The organism is Rhodanobacter sp. UC4452_H20, from assembly GCF_052978205.1.
Genome location: NZ_CM129662.1, coordinates 757,616 through 775,106 on the forward strand (window position 1 = coordinate 757,616; position 17,491 = coordinate 775,106).

At 68.9% G+C, this 17,491-nt stretch carries 15 protein-coding genes; 9 read left to right on the forward strand and 6 right to left on the reverse strand.

Features of this window, described 5'->3' with window-relative positions; all coding sequences use genetic code 11:
• Nucleotides 1-42: 42 nt before the first annotated feature.
• On the reverse strand, nucleotides 43-858 hold the full coding sequence (locus ACVCMC_RS03690) for a helix-turn-helix domain-containing protein (RefSeq protein WP_447098728.1): 816 nt from the start codon (nucleotides 856-858) through the stop codon (nucleotides 43-45).
• Between the two features lie 41 nt (nucleotides 859-899).
• Nucleotides 900-3,299 carry a DUF3772 domain-containing protein gene (locus ACVCMC_RS03695; protein ID WP_395118941.1) on the reverse strand — a complete coding sequence of 800 codons (2,400 nt, stop codon included), beginning with the start codon at nucleotides 3,297-3,299 and terminating at the stop codon, nucleotides 900-902.
• 214 nt (nucleotides 3,300-3,513) lie between these two features.
• On the opposite strand from ACVCMC_RS03695, the gene ACVCMC_RS03700 reads away from it, so the two are divergent.
• Nucleotides 3,514-5,352: an ABC transporter ATP-binding protein gene (locus tag ACVCMC_RS03700; protein ID WP_447099445.1), complete on the forward strand. Its 1,839-nt coding sequence runs from the start codon at nucleotides 3,514-3,516 to the stop codon at nucleotides 5,350-5,352.
• 31 nt (nucleotides 5,353-5,383) lie between these two features.
• Here the strand turns inward: ACVCMC_RS03700 and arsH are convergent, their stop codons facing one another.
• Nucleotides 5,384-6,145: an arsenical resistance protein ArsH gene (gene arsH / locus ACVCMC_RS03705; protein ID WP_447098729.1), complete on the reverse strand. Its 762-nt coding sequence runs from the start codon at nucleotides 6,143-6,145 to the stop codon at nucleotides 5,384-5,386.
• A gap of 73 nt (nucleotides 6,146-6,218) precedes the next feature.
• Here arsH and ACVCMC_RS03710 point away from each other — a divergent pair, with 73 nt between their 5' ends.
• From ACVCMC_RS03710 to ACVCMC_RS03725, 4 genes are all read left to right on the forward strand, one after another.
• On the forward strand, nucleotides 6,219-6,722 hold the full coding sequence (locus ACVCMC_RS03710) for an arsenate reductase ArsC (RefSeq protein ID WP_447098730.1): 504 nt from the start codon (nucleotides 6,219-6,221) through the stop codon (nucleotides 6,720-6,722).
• A complete protein-coding gene (arsB, locus tag ACVCMC_RS03715; RefSeq protein WP_447098731.1) occupies nucleotides 6,719-7,804 on the forward strand; it encodes an ACR3 family arsenite efflux transporter in 1,086 nt (361 codons plus the stop codon). The genes ACVCMC_RS03710 and arsB overlap by 4 nt, the downstream gene beginning before the upstream one ends.
• Before the next feature lie 4 nt (nucleotides 7,805-7,808).
• Entirely contained in the window at nucleotides 7,809-8,180 is a 372-nt protein-coding gene (locus ACVCMC_RS03720) for an ArsR/SmtB family transcription factor (RefSeq protein WP_447098732.1), read from the forward strand.
• Nucleotides 8,181-8,319: 139 nt separating this feature from the next.
• On the forward strand, nucleotides 8,320-11,808 hold the full coding sequence (locus ACVCMC_RS03725) for a class I SAM-dependent DNA methyltransferase (RefSeq protein WP_447099446.1): 3,489 nt from the start codon (nucleotides 8,320-8,322) through the stop codon (nucleotides 11,806-11,808).
• Nucleotides 11,809-11,853: 45 nt separating this feature from the next.
• Here ACVCMC_RS03725 and ACVCMC_RS03730 read toward each other — a convergent pair whose 3' ends face one another.
• The 3 genes from ACVCMC_RS03730 to ACVCMC_RS03740 all read right to left on the reverse strand — a co-directional run bounded on the left by ACVCMC_RS03730 (nucleotide 11,854) and on the right by ACVCMC_RS03740 (nucleotide 13,672).
• Complete coding sequence (locus ACVCMC_RS03730; protein ID WP_395118929.1) at nucleotides 11,854-12,261, reverse strand: VOC family protein; 408 nt, start codon at nucleotides 12,259-12,261, stop codon at nucleotides 11,854-11,856.
• Nucleotides 12,262-12,394: 133 nt separating this feature from the next.
• Entirely contained in the window at nucleotides 12,395-12,865 is a 471-nt protein-coding gene (locus tag ACVCMC_RS03735; protein WP_447098733.1) for a cupin domain-containing protein, read from the reverse strand.
• Between the two features lie 9 nt (nucleotides 12,866-12,874).
• Complete coding sequence (locus tag ACVCMC_RS03740; protein WP_447098734.1) at nucleotides 12,875-13,672, reverse strand: MBL fold metallo-hydrolase; 798 nt, start codon at nucleotides 13,670-13,672, stop codon at nucleotides 12,875-12,877.
• Nucleotides 13,673-13,803: 131 nt separating this feature from the next.
• On the opposite strand from ACVCMC_RS03740, the gene pdxR reads away from it, so the two are divergent.
• From pdxR to ACVCMC_RS03760, 4 genes are all read left to right on the forward strand, one after another.
• A complete protein-coding gene (gene pdxR, locus ACVCMC_RS03745; protein ID WP_447098735.1) occupies nucleotides 13,804-15,237 on the forward strand; it encodes a MocR-like pyridoxine biosynthesis transcription factor PdxR in 1,434 nt (477 codons plus the stop codon).
• A gap of 132 nt (nucleotides 15,238-15,369) precedes the next feature.
• On the forward strand, nucleotides 15,370-15,783 hold the full coding sequence (locus ACVCMC_RS03750; protein ID WP_447098736.1) for a CC0125/CC1285 family lipoprotein: 414 nt from the start codon (nucleotides 15,370-15,372) through the stop codon (nucleotides 15,781-15,783).
• Nucleotides 15,780-16,232, forward strand: a complete 453-nt coding sequence (locus ACVCMC_RS03755; RefSeq protein ID WP_395118920.1) for a hypothetical protein — start codon at nucleotides 15,780-15,782, stop codon at nucleotides 16,230-16,232. The genes ACVCMC_RS03750 and ACVCMC_RS03755 overlap by 4 nt, the downstream gene beginning before the upstream one ends.
• Before the next feature lie 76 nt (nucleotides 16,233-16,308).
• Nucleotides 16,309-17,067, forward strand: coding sequence for a hypothetical protein (locus ACVCMC_RS03760; RefSeq protein WP_447098737.1), 759 nt, complete (start codon nucleotides 16,309-16,311; stop codon nucleotides 17,065-17,067).
• Nucleotides 17,068-17,491 lie beyond the last annotated feature (424 nt).

Consider the following 17,491-nt stretch of genomic DNA (forward strand, 5'->3'; position numbering starts at 1 on the left):
ACTATCCCCGCGAGGCGTGGCGGTCTTGTAGATTTCCGTCGCTCAATCGAGCGGCAGGTGGTTGGAGTAGGGACCGCGCGCAGCCATGAATGCGGTCGGCGTGACGCCGGCGAACTGGCGGAACTCGTGGGTCAAATGGGCCTGGTCGAAATAGCCGCCATCGGCCGCCACCTGGCTCCAGTTCACCGCCGACTGCGCTGCCGCATGATCCACCACCGCGCGAAAGCGCAGCAGCCGCGTGTAGTGCTTGGGACGCATGCCCACCTGGTGCTGGAACAGCATGCCGAAGCGGCGCTCGGACAAGCCTGCCTCGCGTACCAGCGGCGCGATGCGTTGCACCTGCGGCGGGTCGGCCAACCGATCCAGCGCGTAGGCGATGGCGGGATGCAAGGCGGTGCTGTGCAGGCGTCGCACCAGCCACCGGGTCAGCAGGCGCAGGCGGCCCCGTGGTGCGGGGGTTTCCAGCAGTTGCTCGCGCAGCAGCGCGGCGGCCGGCCCGAACAAGTCACCCAGGTCGACATCCCGTCCGATCAGGGTGGTGGCGTCCTCGCCGGTCAGCGCGTGGGCGCCTCCCGGGCGGAACACCACGCCCATCACGCGGATCTGTTCGGCGGTGTCGATGATCTCGCTGCGCAGGGTGGGGCCGCCAAGCACGCAGGCGGACGAGCGGATACACCGCCGCGCCGCGTCATCGGTGTAGACACGGGTTTCGTCCTCGTGCAGGTTGATGATGAGCTGCGCCCCGGGTTGCGGCAGCACGCGCTCGTGGCGATGCGCCGCGGGCGGCATGTCCCAGTCCCACACTTTCGCGATCAGCTTGTCCAGCGGTGGTCCGGGCAGGTAGTACTGGAATCCCATCGGCTCGTCTCCGTGGATACGCGGCGGTCTGGCGTGCCGGCTCAGCCCGTCTGTTCGTCTTCCTCGGCCAGCGGTGGCAGGGTGCGCACCAGTTGCGCGCGCACCAGCGGCAGTCGCGCGCGGCGCAGGCGCTGCAGCAGTTCGAACAGCAGGTCGCTCTTGACGCCGCCGGTGTCACGCGGGCTGCCGACGTAGGCCACGCAGTTGAAGGTCATCGAGCCGGCATCGAGGCCCTCCAGTTGCACGTAGGGCGCCGGCGCGGCCAGTGTGCCCGGGTGTGCGCCGAGCACCTCCAGCGCCAGTGCCCGTACCTTGTCGGCGTCGGTGTCCAGCGGCATCGGCAGCTTGATCTGCACGCGGCCCAGCGCGTTGGCCTGGGTCACGTTGCGCACGTTCTCGGTGATCAGCTGCGAGTTCGGCACGATCACGGTGGATCGGTCCCACAACTGGATCTCCGTGGCGCGCACGTTGATCCGGCGGATGTCGCCCTCGACCTCGTTGAGGCTGACCCAGTCGCCCACCTTCACCGGCCGTTCCACCAGCAGGATCAGGCCGGAGATGAAGTTCTGCACGATCGCCTGCAGGCCGAAGCCGATGCCCACCGACAGCGCGCTGACGATCCAGGTGATGCTGGTCAGGTTGACGTGCAGCGCGGCCAGGGTCAGCACCAGCACCAGCAGGCCGCCGAGGTAGCCGAGCAGGGTGACGATGGAATCCTGCATGCCCGGTTCCATCGTCGACTTGGGCAGCAACTGCTCGCGCAGCCAGCGCTTGAGCATGTGCAGCAGCACGCCGCCGCCCACCAGCACCAGCACCGCCCGGAAAATGTTGCCGGGATTGATCGGCAGATCGCCCAGTTTCAGGTTGCCGAAGGTGCGTAGGGCGCTGGCCAGCAGGTCGCCCGGGCCGGCGCCGAACGGGGTCAGCACGATGGCGATGGCCAGCAGGGTCAGCAGCACCTTGGCGATGCCGGCGAGCAGGGTGGCGGCCTGGTCCAGCGCATGCGGCGCCAGCTGGAAGGATGCCTGCAGCCGCTGGCCGCCGCGTTCGTGCGGCGACAGCGCCACGTGGATCAGGTCGTTCAACAGGTGGCCGAGCAGCCACGCGCTGGCCACCACCACGCCGACCCACAGCATCTGCACCGCGGCGAAGAACGCGAGCGCGATGTAACCGGTGGCCACGCCCAGCCAGCTCACCAGCACGCCCAGCACTGCGCCGGCACCGAGCGCGCCGACCCACAACGGCTGATGTTCGACCACGCCCTCGGCCGCCGCCTGCCGCCGCGCCCCACGCAAACGCCACCAGCCCGCCGCGATGAGACCGCTGACCACCAGCGCCACCGCGCCGCGCGTGGCCACCGTGGTCGGCAAGCTGGAGCCGATCGTGCGGCTGATGCGCTCGACCAGGCCGAACAGCAACGCGGCGGCGCCGAGCAGCCAGGGAAGCATGCGCAGGCGCTGCGCAGCCAGGTCGGACAGCGGCGGCAGGCGCCAGCTCGGCCGGCGCACGGAGAGCAGCGCGCGGCCCAGCCCGGTGACAAACGCCGCAAACAGCACCAGCCGTACCGCCGAGCGCGCCAGCGCGTCGAGGTCCGGTGCGAGGATGTCGTTCCAGTTCAGGCCCAGGTACGCCAGCTGGGCGGCGATGCCGGTGGTGAGCAGCGCGGTGAGCGCGACCGCCACCGCCATCGCGCTGCGGCGCAGATGGCCGTCCGGCACGTGGCGCGTGGCCAGGCGCAACAGCAGCCGGTCGAGCAGCCAGCGGCCCACGCCAAGCCACAGCAACGCGCCAATCAGGCACAGCAGCAGTGGCGTGCGGTTCGGCGCTTCCCACGCCTCGCTCCAGGCATCGGCCACGCGACCGCCGAGGCGGTCCAGCCGTGCCAGGTCATCGGGAAAACTGCGCGCCGGCTCGCTCCAGAATGCGCGGCCGAACGGCGATGCCGTGCGCGAGGCCAGCCGCGCCTGGAACGCGTCGTTGCGCATGCCGGTGATCTGCGCGGCCAGTTGCAGCGCGTTCTGGCCCAGCAGCTGCGCCTGCTTGATCCGTGCATCCAGCGCGGCGCCGGCCTTGTCCAGTTGCCGCCGCTGGGCCGCGACCTGCGGCGCTTCCGGCGCCGCGCCCTTGGCCGGCGGCGGGCCCAACACGTCGAGCTGCGCCTGCAGCGCGGCCAGCTGGGGCGCCAGGTCGCTGGCCAGTTGCCGCGCCTGGTCCTGCACCGCCAGCGCGTCGTTGCGCAGGTCGCCGAGCGAGCTGGCGGCTTGCTTGTCCTTCAGTGCTGCCTTGAGTGCATCGAGGCGATCGTCCAACTGCTCCAGCGACTGCGCCGGCGTGGCGGCGCTCGCCGCCGATGCCGGCGCGGCGTCGCCTTGCTGGGCGTGCACGGCGAGGCTGCCGCAGGCGAGCAGGGCGAGCAGGAGGAAGCGGCATGGTGTGGGCATCCGCGCATGATCGGAGCGGTGCGACAGGCGGTCAATCGTGTTGGCGTCCTGCGCGGCGGAAGGCACGGCGACGGTTCAGCTTGGTTGCGCGGTGGCTCGCGCGGGCAAGCGCGCCTGGCCTGCCGCAGTCGCCGCCGCTGGTCACGCGTGGGTCCTTGCATGCAGCCAGCCGCGCACCCACGCTAGAGAACCTGCCTGCTGCGTGCCGCCCATGATCTTTCGCTGGTTCGAATCCCTCATCGACGCGTTCAAGGAACCGGCCGACGGCATGCCGCCGCGGCCGGTGTGGCGTTTCTACGTGTTCTATCTGCGCCAGGTGTGGCCGGTGTTCGCCGCCACGCTGGTGGTCGGCTTTGGCGTGGCGGTGGTGGAGGTGTCGCTGTTCGGCTTCATCGGGCGCATCGTGGACATGGCCAGCGGCACGCCGGCGGACCTGTTCCGCCTGCACGGCCAGGCGCTGATCTGGATGGCGCTGGTCGCACTGGTGGCGCGGCCGCTGCTCGGCGGCCTGCACGACTTGCTGGTGAACCAGGCGATCCTGCCCAGCCTCACCAACCGCATCCGCTGGCAGCACCATCGCTACGTGATCCGCCAGAGCCTGGGCTTCTTCCAGAACGATTTCGCCGGGCGCATCGCCAACCGCATCATCCAGACCGGCGCCTCGCTGCGCGATTCGGCCGTGCAGATCGTGGACGCGATCTGGTACATCGTGATCTACACCGGCAGCGCCATCGCGCTGTTCGCGCAGGCCGACGGCTGGCTGGCGGTACCGCTGACGGCGTGGATCTTCTGCTACATCGGCTTGCTGGCCTTCTTCATTCCGCGGGTGAAACAGCGCTCGTGGAAATCCTCGGAGGCGAAATCGAAGCTGATGGGCCGCGTCGTCGACGGCTATAGCAACGTGATGACGCTGAAGCTGTTCGCCCATACGCGCCGCGAGGAGGCGTACGTGGCCGAGGCGATGGGCGAGTTGATCGACAAGCATCGCCTGACGACCCGCCTGACGACGGCCATGGACGTCAGCATCACCGCGCTCAACGGCTTCCTCATCACCGGCACCTCGGCGCTGGCGATCTGGCTATGGAGCGAGGGGCGGGTGACCACCGGGGCGATTGCGTTGTCGATCGGGCTGGTGATCCGCATCAACAACATGTCCGGCTGGATCATGTGGGTGGTCAACGGCATCTTCGAGAACGTCGGCACCGTGCAGGACGGCATCACCACCATCTCGCAGCCGCGCGCGGTGCAGGACCGCGAAGGCGCGATGCCGCTGGAGGTGACCAACGGCGCGGTGCGCTTCGAGCACATCCACTTCCACTACGGCAAGCGTGGCGGCGTCATCGCCGGGCTGGATCTGGACGTGCGCGCGGGCGAGAAGATCGGCCTGGTCGGCCCGTCCGGCGCCGGCAAGTCCACCCTGGTCAACGTGCTGCTGCGGCTGTACGACCTCGAGGCCGGGCGCATCCTGATCGACGGCCAGGACATCGCACACGTCACCCAGGAAAGCCTGCGCTCGCAGATTGGCGTGGTCACCCAGGACACTTCGCTGCTGCACCGCTCGATCCGCGACAACCTGCTCTATGGCCGTCCCGATGCCAGCGAAGCGCAGGTGGCCGAGGCCGTGCGCAAGGCGCGCGCCGACGAATTCATCCCGCAGCTCAGCGATGGCGAGGGCCGTCGCGGCTACGACGCGCTGGTCGGCGAGCGCGGCGTGAAACTCAGCGGCGGCCAGCGCCAGCGCATCGCGATCGCCCGCGTCCTGCTGAAGGACGCGCCGATCCTGGTGCTGGACGAAGCGACCTCGGCGCTCGACTCCGAGGCGGAAGCGGCGATCCAGGACAGCCTGGACATCCTGATGCAGGGCAAGACGGTGATCGCGATCGCCCATCGCCTCTCTACCATCGCGCGGATGGACCGGCTGGTGGTGCTGGACAAGGGACAGATCGTCGAGACCGGCACGCACGCCGAGCTGATCGCGCACGAGGGCCTGTACGCGCGGCTGTGGAAGCGGCAAACCGGTGGCTTCGTGGCGGCGGAGGACGCGCCGGTCTAATCGGCGGTTGCGGCAGGCGGGAGTCGCGGGCTCAACACGTTCCGCTGCAGCAGGCGGGTTTGCCCGCCGTCGGCGCGCTTTCCAGCACCTCGGCCGCCGCCGTCAGCGCCTTCGCCGCGGCGGCACCCTTGCGCTCGCTGTAACGGCTGACCAGGTAGTCGCTGCGCCCGCGCACCAGCAGGGTGAACTTGAACAGCTCCTCCATCACGTCCACCACGCGGTCGTAGAACGGCGAGGGTTTCATCCGGCCGTCGTCGTCGAACTCCTGCCAGGCCTTGGCCACCGAGGACTGGTTCGGGATGGTCAGCATGCGCATCCAGCGGCCCAGCACGCGCAGGGTGTTGACCACGTTGAACGACTGCGAGCCGCCGCAGACCTGCATCACCGCGAGCGTGCGCCCCTGCGTGGGCCGCACGCTGCCGTCTTCCAGCGGCAGCCAGTCGATCTGGTTCTTGAACACGCCGGTGATCGTGCCGTGCCGCTCGGGGCTGACCCACACCTGGCCCTCGGACCACAGCGACAGCGCGCGCAGTTCCTGCACCTTGGGGTGGCTGGCCGGCACGCTGTCCAGCAGCGGCAGTTCGTGCGGGTCGAACACCCGCGTCTCGGCGCCGAAGTGGCGCAGGATGCGCTCGGCTTCCAGCGCCAGCTTGCGGCTGAACGACTGCGGGCGCAGCGAGCCGTACAGGATCAGGATGCGCGGCGGGTGGCCGGCGTCGGCCGGCAGGGCCAGCTTGGCCAGGCTGGGGGTGTCCAGTACGTCGGCGGCGACGTGGGGCAGGTCCGGGATCACGGCGGTTCCTGTTGCGTTGGTTTGACAATTCTATAATCATGGAAATATAGAAGCCAACCCGGAACCGTCGCCCATGCCCCCGTGTCGCGTCCTGTTCATCTGCACCGGCAATTCGGCCCGCAGCATCCTGTCCGAGGCCACCCTCAATCATTTGGGCGCGGGGCGCTTCGCGGCGTTCAGCGCCGGCAGCCAGCCGACCGGGCGCGTCAATCCCTACGCGATCGACGAGCTCAAGGTGCACGGTATTGCCACCGAAGGACTCAGCAGCAAGTCGTGGGACCGCTTCACCGAAGCGGGCGCGCCGCCGCTGGATATCGTGATCACGGTTTGCGACAACGCCGCCAGCGAGGCCTGCCCGGTGCTGTTCGGCGATTTCGTGAGAAGCCATTGGGGCCTGCCCGATCCGGCTGCCGCGCGGGACGCGGACGCTGCCGCGGCATTCCGGCGTGCGTACGCGCTGATCGTGCGGCGGATCACCGCGCTGCTGCAGCTGCCGGTGGAAACGATGGGCCGCGACGAGCTGCAAGAGGCGCTCGACCGCATCGGCAGCCTCACCGGCGAGGAAGCCCACGCATGAACCAGCCATCCGCCGCACTCGCCGCCGACGCGGTTTCTCCGGACGGTGCCCGCATCGGCTTCTTCGAGCGCTGGCTCACGCTCTGGGTGCTGCTGTGCATCGTCGCCGGCACGCTGCTGGGCCACCTGCTGCCCGGCAGCTTCGAGGCGCTGGGCAGCATGCAGGTGGCCCAGGTGAACCTGCCGGTCGCCGTGCTGATCTGGCTGATGATCATCCCGATGCTGCTGAAGATCGACTTCGGTGCGCTCGGCGGCGTGCGCCGGCAGTGGAAGGGCATCGGCGTCACGCTGTTCGTCAACTGGGCGGTAAAGCCCTTTTCGATGGCGCTGCTGGGCTGGATCTTCATCCGCCACCTGTTCGCCGGCCAGTTGCCGGCGGCGCAGCTCGACTCCTACATCGCCGGCCTGATCCTGCTGGCCGCCGCGCCGTGCACGGCGATGGTGTTCGTGTGGAGCAACCTGTGCCGTGGCGAGCCGGCATTCACGCTGAGCCAGGTTGCGTTGAACGACGCCATCATGGTGGTGGCGTTCGCGCCGATCGTGGCGCTGCTGCTGGGCATCTCCTCGATCACGGTGCCGTGGAACACGCTGCTGCTGTCGGTGCTGCTGTACATCGTGGTGCCGGTGGCGCTCAGCATGCTGCTGCGGCGCCGGCTGCTGGCGCATGGCGGCGAGGCGCGCCTGCAGAAACTGCTGCAGCGGCTGGGGCCGGTGTCGCTGGGCGCGCTGCTGGCGACCCTGGTGCTGCTGTTCGGTTTCCAGGGCCGGCAGATCGTCGCGCAGCCGGCGATCATCGCGCTGCTGGCGGTGCCGATCCTGATCCAGGTGTATTTCAACGCCGGCCTGGCGTACTGGCTCAACCGCCTTTTCGGCGTGCCGCACTGCGTGGCCGGCCCGTCGGCGCTGATCGGCGCCAGCAACTTCTTCGAGCTGGCGGTGGCCACGGCGGTGGGCCTGTTCGGCGTGCATTCCGGCGCGGCGCTGGCGACCGTGGTGGGCGTGCTGATCGAGGTGCCGGTGATGCTGTCGGTGGTGCGCATCGTCAACCGCAGCAAGCGCTGGTATGAATCGGCCCGGGAGTAGCGCCATGCAGAACAGGCAAGCCATCACCATCCTCGCCGCGCTCGCCCAGGAGTCGCGGCTGGCGGTCTACCGGCTGCTGATCGAACATGCGCCGGAAGGACTGGCGGTCAGCGCGATCGCGGAGAAGCTCGGCCTGCCCAACGCCACGCTGTCCTTCCACCTGAAGGAGCTGTCGCACGCGGGCCTGGTGAGCAGCCGGCAGAGCGGGCGCTTCATCTACTACGCGCCGGTGATCGAGACGATGGACGAGCTGGTCGGCTACCTCACCGATCACTGCTGCAGCCAGTCCGGTGGCACCTGCGCACCGGCCACGCGCAAGAGCGCGCCGGCCAAGCGCGTGGCCGCGGTCGGCAAGCGGCGGTCGGGTTCGGCCTGAGCTTTTGCACGCGGCGGCGCAGACGGCGAAGTGAGGGCAGGGCGTGGAACCGGATATCCTCGGCGGCGGGGCTATCGAAAGGAATGATCGTGGAACACCTACTCGCCGTCGCGGTGAAGCACTCATGACGACCACCCGCATGGAAGCCGCCGACGCCTTCATCGCCAAATGGCGCGGCGTCACCGCCTCGGAGCTGTCCACCGCGCAGAGCTTCGCGCTGGACCTGTGCCGGCTGCTCGACGTGGAAGCGCCGCACCCGGATGCCGAGCAGCAATACATGTTCGAGCGGCCGGTCACCTTCAGTCACGGCGACGGCAGCAGCTCGGCCGGACGCATCGACTTGTACAAGCGCGGCTGCTTCGTGCTCGAAGCGAAGAAGCTCAAGGCACCCACCCACACCAAGGGCTTCGACGACGCGATGCTGCGCGCACGCAGCCAGGCCGAGCAGTACGCCCGCGCGCTGCCGGCCAGCGAGGGCCGCCCGCCGTTCCTGCTGGTGGTGGATGTGGGCAACCGCATCGAGCTGTATGCGGAGTTCAGCCGCTCCGGCGCCACCTACACGCCGTTCCCCGACCCGCGCAGCCACCGCATCGCGCTCGACGAGCTGCGCGAGGAAAAGATCCGCGCGCGCCTGCGCACGATCTGGACCGACCCGCTCGCGCTCGACCCCAGTCGCGAATCCGCCCGCGTCACCCGCGAGATTGCCGCGCGGCTCGCCACCCTGGCGCGTAGCCTGGAAGCGGCCGGCCACCGCGCCGAGGCGGTCGCGCAGTTCCTGATGCGCTGCCTGTTCACCATGTTCGCCGAAGACGTGAAGCTGCTGCCGAGCGACAGCTTCCGCGACCTGCTGCTGAAATACGCCGACCAGCCCGACACCGCCATGCGCATGCTCGGCCTGCTCTGGCACGACATGGACAAGGGCGGCTTCAGCGGCGCCATCGCCAGCGAGGTGCTGCACTTCAACGGCAAGCTGTTCAAGCAGCCCGACACGCTGCCGCTCACCCGCGAGCAGGTCGCGCTGCTGATCGAGGCGGCCAAGGCCAAGTGGGAACACGTCGAGCCGGCCATCTTCGGCACCCTGCTCGAACGCGCGCTCGACCCCGGCGAGCGGCACAAGCTCGGCGCGCACTACACCCCGCGCGCCTACGTCGAGCGGCTGGTGCTGCCCACCGTGATCGAGCCGCTGCGCGGCGAATGGAGCGACGCCCATGCCGCCGCGCTCACCCTCGCCGCCGAAGGCAAGGCCGACGAGGCGGTGAAGACCCTGCGCGCATTCCACCACCGCCTGTGCACGGTCAAGGTGCTCGACCCTGCCTGCGGCAGCGGCAACTTCCTCTACGTCACGCTGGAACACCTGAAGCGCCTCGAAGGCGAAGTGTTCAACGCGCTGGACGAACTCGGCTACCGCCAGACCGGCCTGGCGCTGGATGGCGAGCGCGCCGACGCGCTCGGCGGCGAAACCGTCGACCCGCACCAACTGCTCGGCATCGAGCTGAACCCGCGCGCCGCCGCCATCGCCGAAGTGGTGCTGTGGATCGGCTACCTGCAATGGCACTACCGCACCCGCGGCGACATCAACCCGCCGCAACCGGTGATCCGCGACTTCCGCAACATCGAGAACCGCGACGCGGTGCTGGCCTACGACCGCATGGAGTACGTGCTCGACGAACGCGGCGTGCCGGTCAGTCGCTGGGACGGCGTGAGCATGAAGCCCTCGCCCGTCACCGGCGAGGACGTGCCGGACGACAGCAAGCGCGTGCCGCTGGAGTGCTACGTGAACCCGCGCAAGGCGGCGTGGCCGGAGGCGGATTTCGTGGTGGGGAATCCGCCGTTTATTGGCAACAAGCGGATGCGTGCGGCGTTGGGTGATGGCTACGTCGAAGCGTTGCGCGGTGCGTGGCCGGACATGCCCGATTCCGCCGATTTCGTCATGTACTGGTGGCATCACGCTGCCGTGTTGACGCAGCGCGGCGCGCTGCAACGCTTCGGCTTCATCACCACGAACTCGATCAGCCAGACTTTCAACCGCCGCGTCATCGAAGCCGCATTGTCTTCTTCCCTTCTCCCGGAGGGAAAAGGAAAGGCTCGGCCGCTGTCCCTGGTGTTTGCTATCCCCGATCATCCGTGGGTGGATACGGCAGATGGCGCGGCAGTTCGAATTGCGATGACCGTTGGACAAGCCGGAACCCAGCCAGGCCGGCAGGTCTCGCTTTTAGGCGAAACTGAAGGGTCGACCGGTGAATACGAGATCGTCACCCATACAAAACTCGGAACGATTCACGTCGACCTGACCGCTGGAGCCAACGTTGCTGGCGCCACACGCCTTCGCGCGAACCGCGGCCTCTCGGGTCAAGGAATCAAATTGGTAGGTGACGGCTTCTACGCGAACGATGGCGATACGTTCCCTGAGATAAATCCAGTAACTGGCTTGCCTGTTGGACGCTTGATGGTTGGGCCCAAGGATGTGCTCAATGGAACAGGAGGACGTCTCGTCATCGACTTCTTTGGCATGACAGAACAACAAGCGAGGGCAACTTCGTCGGCGGCGTATCAGAAACTTTTGACCGAGGTGAAGCCGATCCGCGACCAGAACGCGCGTCCTTCCATACGCGAGCAATGGTGGAAGTTTGCCTGGGATCGGCCGGTGATCCGAAACGGACTAAAGGGGCTCCGACGCTACGTTGCAACTTTAGAAACTACCAAGCACCGGGCTTTCACGTTCGTGTCAGCGGATCGGCTCTGGGACGGCTCCTTGTTTGGAATTGCCATCGACGACGCTGCCCTCTTTGGCGTGTTGTCGAGCTGTGTTCACACCACGTGGGCACTAGCAGCAGGTGCAGACCTAGGGCCGACTCCACGCTACAACAACACGCTTTGCTTCGATCCCTTTCCATTCCCGAAAGTGATGATCGAGCAACAACAAACCCACCTGTCTAACCTCGCCGAACAACTCGACGCCCACCGCAAACGCCAGCAGGCTGCGTACCCCGACCTCACTCTCACCGGCATGTACAACGTGCTGGACAAGCTGCGCAGCGGCGAGCCGCTGACGGCGAAGGAGCGGGTGATCCACGAGCACGGCCTGGTCTCGGTGCTGCGCCAGCTGCACGACGAAATCGACGCGGCGGTGCTCGATGCCTACGGCTGGGGCGACCTGTTGCCGCCGCTGCGCGTGGCGCACGGTAATGACGCGCCCGCCGATGGCGCCAGCCGCGACGAGGCGAAGCGCGCCTTCGACGAGGCGATCCTCGAACGGCTGGTGGCGCTCAATGCGGAACGCGCGGCGGAAGAAGCGCGCGGCCTGGTCCGCTGGCTGCGCCCCGCATTCCAGCACCCGACCGCGCAGGCGGCACCGGAGCAGGCCGAGCTTGCCGCCGGGCAGGGCGGGGACGAAGCCGCTGCACCGGCCGCCGCGGCCAAGCCGCTGCCGTGGCCGAAGGACGCGGTGGCCCAGGTGCGTGCCGTAGCCGACGCGCTCGCCGCCAGTCCGGTCGCGCTCGACGCGGACGCGCTGGCGACCCGCTTCACCGCCCGCGGCCCGTGGAAGAAACGCCTGCCGCAACTGCTCGACATGCTGGTGGCGCTGGGCCGCGCCCGCGAACAGGACGGCCGCTACAGCGGCCGATGACGGTACCGGGCGCTGCGTCAGCGGCCACCACGGCAGCGGACATCATCAACCCGGCGGGATGGCCGCCGGGTCCATCCAGAACGCTTCCCATACGTGGCCATCGGGATCGGCCAGGCTGCGGCTGTACATGAAGCCGTGATCCTGCGCGGGGTTGATGTCGGCCGTGCCGCCGTTCGCCGCGGCCGTGCCGTTCATGGCATCGACCGCGGCGCGGTCGTCGAGCGAGATCGCCAGCATCACTTCGCTGGCGCCTGCGCTCGGCAGCGGCCGCTCGGTGAAGCCGCGCCATTTGGCGTGGGTGAGCAGCATGACGTGGACGGCCTCGCTCCACACCATGCACGCGGCGGTGTCGTCGCTGAAGTGGGGGTTGTTCGCAAAGCCGAGGGATGCGTAGAAGGCCATCGACTTCTTGAGGTCGGCGACCGGCAGGTTCACGAAGATCATCTTGGGCATGGCGGGGTTTTCCGGTGGTGGGGGATACGGAGAGCGGCGCTGCTCGTCTCCCGTAAGACGATTGGCGGGCGGCGATTTCGACACGGCGGGCGAAGGTTGCCGCCGCCCGGGCTGCGTCGTCGCCGAGCCACGTTCAGCGGTCCCGCACATCCGGCATCGCCACGCCCAGCTCGCGGCAATGGCGTTCGTACTCCGCCAGTTGCGTGCTGGCCGAGGCGCGGGCGGTCACCGCACCGCCCGGGCCGAGGAACTCGACCGTGCCCATCACGATCACCAGCGCCAGCATCGGCTCGTCGCCGACGATCTTCCACCAGTCGGTGTTGCCCGGCGGCTCGTAGACGTAGTCGCCCGGGCCGATCAGCTCGCCGGTGCACAGCTTGCGCGTGCCGCTGAGGTTGTACGCGTGGATCTCGCCGGTATGCCGATGCAGCGGCATCACCGTGCCCGGTTCCATGCGCAGCAGCTCGACGAAACCGCGGTCGCCGGCGAAGAAGCGCAACGGGCTGGACGACTTGCCGGGCGTGGAGGAGGGCACCCAGTGCCGCGCGGCGGCGGTGCTGAAGCGGGCGGGCAGATAGTCGTGCAGGCGGGCGGAACGATTCATGGCGTGTCCTCAGGCGGCGATGGCGGCGAGATAGCGTGCGAACGAGGCATCGACCGCCGCGCGGCCGCCGCCGATGATGTTGCGGCCCCAGGTGAAGCCGTAGACGTCCTCGAAGTCGCAGCCGGCCAGGCGCGAGCGCATGCGGTGCACGTCGGCCGCCGGCATCGGCATGAAGTTGGGGTAGCTGTGCATGAACGAGACGTGGCGGCGGTCGCTGGCGACGTGCGGCGCGTCGCCGGAGAACAGCGCGCCGCCGGGTCGCGGCCCGTTCTTCCAGTGCAGCACGGTGCTGCCGGGAAAGTGGCCGCCGCTGTTGATCAGGGTCACCGCGTCGGACAGGCGGTAGACCTCGCCGCGCCAGAACTGCACGTTCGGCGACGGCCGGCGCACCCAGTCGCGGTCCGCCTCGTGCAGCAGGATCGGCACGTTGCCGAACGCCTCGCTCCACTCCAGCATCGAAGCGTAGAAATGCGGGTGCGAGATCGCGATCAGGTCCACGCCGCCGCGCGCCTTCAGGGCGGCGACCGCCTCGTCGGTCACCAGGCTCAAGGCTTCCCACAGGATGTTGCCCGCGTCGGTGGGCAGGTACAGCGCGCGCTGGTTGATGGCGAAATCCGGCGCCAGGCCGATGCCGAGCACGCCGGCTTCGTCCTGCAGGCGCAGCGTGTGGGTGGCTTTCAGGGCGTCGTGCGTCGTCCAGGTCTGGCCGCGCGCGCCGACGTATTGGCGCTCATCCTCGCAGACGGCGCAGTGCGTGGGGACGTTCGGGTATTGCGTGCCGCAGGTTTCGCAGATGGCGTTTGTCATGGTCTGGCCTCGCTTGGGGCGGGGTGGTGCCCGCCGGCTTTTCGACTCGGGAACGGCGGGCGGTGCCCGCCGTACGGTGCCGACTCTAGGCATAATCTGGACCTGTGATTGACCCATTCCCGAGAGATTCCATGGAACCAGTTTTTCCGTTCCCCGTGCTGCTGCCGCGTGGCTCAGGCACGCTCACGCAGGCGCTGCACCAGCAATTGCGCGCGGCGATCCTGGACGGCCGCCTGCCACCACACGCCGCGTTGCCCGCCACGCGGAAAGTGGCCGAGGCCCTGGGCGTGGCGCGAAATACCGTGGTCGCCGCCTACGACCTGCTGATCGCGGAGGGTTACCTGGCCCCACGTCAGGGCGCCCGGCCGCGGGTCGCCGAGTTCGTTCGGCGGCGATCCAGGCCGGTGCACACGGGCGCGGACGAATCGCGTTTCGCGCCGGCATGGCGCACGCCGTTCCTGCAGCCGTCGCCGGCGCGCAGCCTGCCCGAGCGAAATTTCCGTCTGGGCATTCCCGACCACCGCCATTTTCCGCACGAGGTCTGGCGCCGGCTGATGGCGCAGACGCTGCGCCAGAGCGCGCGCGAACCGTTCGCCTATGCACCGTCGCAAGGCATCCCTGCCTTGCGCGAGGCGATCGCTCAGCACGTCGCGTTCACCCGCGCGGTGGCCTGCGGCGCCGACGATGTGATCGTCACCTCCGGCGCGCAGCAGGCGTTCGACCTGATCGCCCGCCTGCTGGTCACGCCGGGGCAGACGAAGGTGGCGGTGGAGGAACCGGGCTACCCGCCGGTGCGCGCCGCGTTCGCCGCCGCCGGCGCGCAACTGGTGCCGCTGCCGGTGGACGACGAGGGCCTGTGCGTCGAGCGCCTGCCCGACGACGTGCGCATCATCAGCGTCACCCCGTCGCACCAGTCGCCCACCGGCGTGGCGATGTCGCTGCGTCGGCGTGCCGACTTGCTCGACTTCGCGCGTCGTCGCCATGCGGTGATCGTGGAGGACGACTACGACGGCGAGTTCCGCTTCGGCGACCGTCCGCTCGATGCGCTGCAAACGCTGGACCGCGACGGCCTGGTGTTCTACGTCGGCACTTTCTCCAAGAGCATGTTTCCCTCGCTGCGCAAGGGCTTCGTGGTGGCGCCGGCGTGGGCGCGCAGCGGGCTGGTCACCGTCAAGCACTGCGTCGACTCGCATTGCGACGGCATAACCCAGGCCGCGCTTGCCGCCTTCATCCGCGACGGCCACCTCGCGCGGCACGTGCGCCACATGCGGCCGATCTACGCCGAGCGCCGCGCGGCCCTGCTCGACGCGCTGCAGGGTGAACTCGGCCGCTGGTTGCAACCGATTCCCTCCGAAGCCGGCCTGCATCTGGCCGCGCGATTCCGCGATCCCGCGCGGGCGGCCCGGCTCATGCCGATCATCCTGCGCCACGCCGTCGGCGCCGAATCCACCGCCAGCTACGCGATGACGCGCACGATCGAGCCGGCGGTGACGTTCGGCTACGGCGTGATCGATCCGCACGCCATCACCAGGGCGTTCGCCCAGTTGCGCCGCGCCCTGGCCTGAAGCGCTTGCGGCCACCGGGGTGGCCGTGCATCATCGCGCGGCACGCGTCGGCGGATACGCATCGAGGCGGCTTTTCGCCGCGACAGGCTGGCGAGGGAACGGGGGAAGGGGATGGGAAGAAGGATGTGGGCGATGGTGGCCGCCGTGCTGCTTGGCGGCTGCGCCACGGGCTATCACTCCGACAAGGGGGTGATCCGCGGTTACACCGGCGGTTACTGGGAGCAGCCCGGCCCGGGTGAACTGCTCAAGGTGGGTTTCTCCGGCAACGGCTACATCGACCGCGACACTACCCACGCCTATCTGATGTACCGCTGCGCCGAGCTGGCGCTGCAGCGGCACAAACGGTATCTCCGCCTGTACGAATCGCTGCCGGATGCCATCCGCGACCGCCCCACCATGGACCTCACCGTTGGCCGGGTGGCGGGCGACATGGGCGACTGGGTGTTCGTGCTGTTCGACCAGGACTACTCCGCCGGCGACCTCGACGCGGGCGAGATCGAGAAGCGCTACGTCTCTTATGTCCATGCACAGGCAGGCCACCGATGAGCGCCGATCACGTCACCCGCCGGCTGCTGACCGCCGTGGCCGCTGCCGTTCTTGGCGGCTGCGCGGGGCTGCCGATGTACCAGCCGGCGGCCGGCCAGCCGCTGGCCACGATCAAGCTGTCGCCGAACCTGGCCAGCCAGGCGATGCCGCTGAGTTTCTGCGATGGTCGCCGGTGCTACGACCTCAAGAGCAGCCACGGCGAGCTGCAGGTGCCGACGGGCGAGCGCCTGATGCTGTTCAAGGTGCTGGTGGCCAGCGGCTACCAGCGGATGTATTCGTGTTCGCCCGACCTGACCTTCGTGCCCTATCCGGGCGTGGTCTATTACGCGGACTTTGCGTTGCGCGCGGAGCACTGCGTGCTGGGCCTGTATCGCGATGCGCCGGCCAGCCGCGTGGGCATCCTGTTCGAGCCGACCGTGCGCGCGGTGCCGCACAAGCACGCCGGTTGAACTGCCGGCGGCGCCGACCGTGTGCGCGCCGCCCGGGCAGGCGATACTGGCCGCCCCTGGCGACCGGAACCGTACCATGACCTCACGCGTGATCCTTGCCGCGCTGCTCGCCGCGCTCGCCTTGCCGGCACTGGCCCGGGCCGATGCCGTGTCCGACCTGCGTGCCACCTTGGGCAAGCTGCAGCCGGCGCAGCCGCTGCTGGCCACGGCGCGCGTCAGCAGCACGGTGAAGAAGGAAGACGGCAAGATCGAGCGCGCGCAGCTGCAGCTGGGCGTGCGCAGCGGCACCGATGGCCTGGAGCTGCATTTTTCGCCGGAGCTGCTGCAGCGTGCCGCGGCCGAGGCGGCGGTGAACGCGAAGAACAAGGATGCGCCGACGCCGGTGCAGGACCTGCTCGGCCAATTGAGCCCGGTCAACGTGCAGCCGATGGTGAATTACGCGCCGGTGCTGCTGCGCCAGCTCGACGGCGCGACCCTGGCCAGCCAGCGCGACGACACCCGCAACGGCAAGCCGGCGCGCCTGCTGGTGTTCGACGTGCCGATGCCGCCGTCAGCGAACAAGGAGATGTCGGTCAAGAAGTACGTCGGCCAGCTCAGTGTGTGGCTGGGCGCCGATGGCGTGCCGGTGGCGGTGCGCAACATGCTGGCGATCAAGGGGCGCAAGCTGCTCATCAGCATCGAGTTCGGCACCACCACCGACTACGCGTTGCAGCAGGTCGGCACGCGCCTGCTGGCGGTGTCGCGGCGCACCGAAGAAAACCACTCCGTGTTCGGCCACGACGGCAGCAGCGTGACCGAGGCGGTGCTGGCGCCGACGGCGCCGTCGGTGCATTGACGGGACCGCGAACGGCGTTCCTTCGGCTAGTCACCATCCGCGGCTCGGCTCGCGCGTCGTCGCCATCTGCGGCATAGTTCCCGCGGGGGTGTCCATGCAATCGACCGGGCAGGGCGACGACGACAAGAGGCTTCATCGGTATGCCACCGTCGGGGTGCTGCGCTGATGCGCCCGGCCGGCCGATGCGGCGCGAGGCGCTGCCGCGGGTCCTGTGCGGCGACTCGGCCGCTGCGGCGTGGTCGCCGTCAGCCCACTCTCGAACCCCGCGAAAACCGATCCGGGTCCGGACGTCCAAACGATGCCGGGTGGCGCGGATGCGTGGACTGCGACATGGTATCCACACTGCAACCGCTGCAGGCGGCACGATGGTCGCGCGCGAGTCGGGCATTGGCCCGGGTTCGTGCTGCCGGTGGCCAGTGCGGCC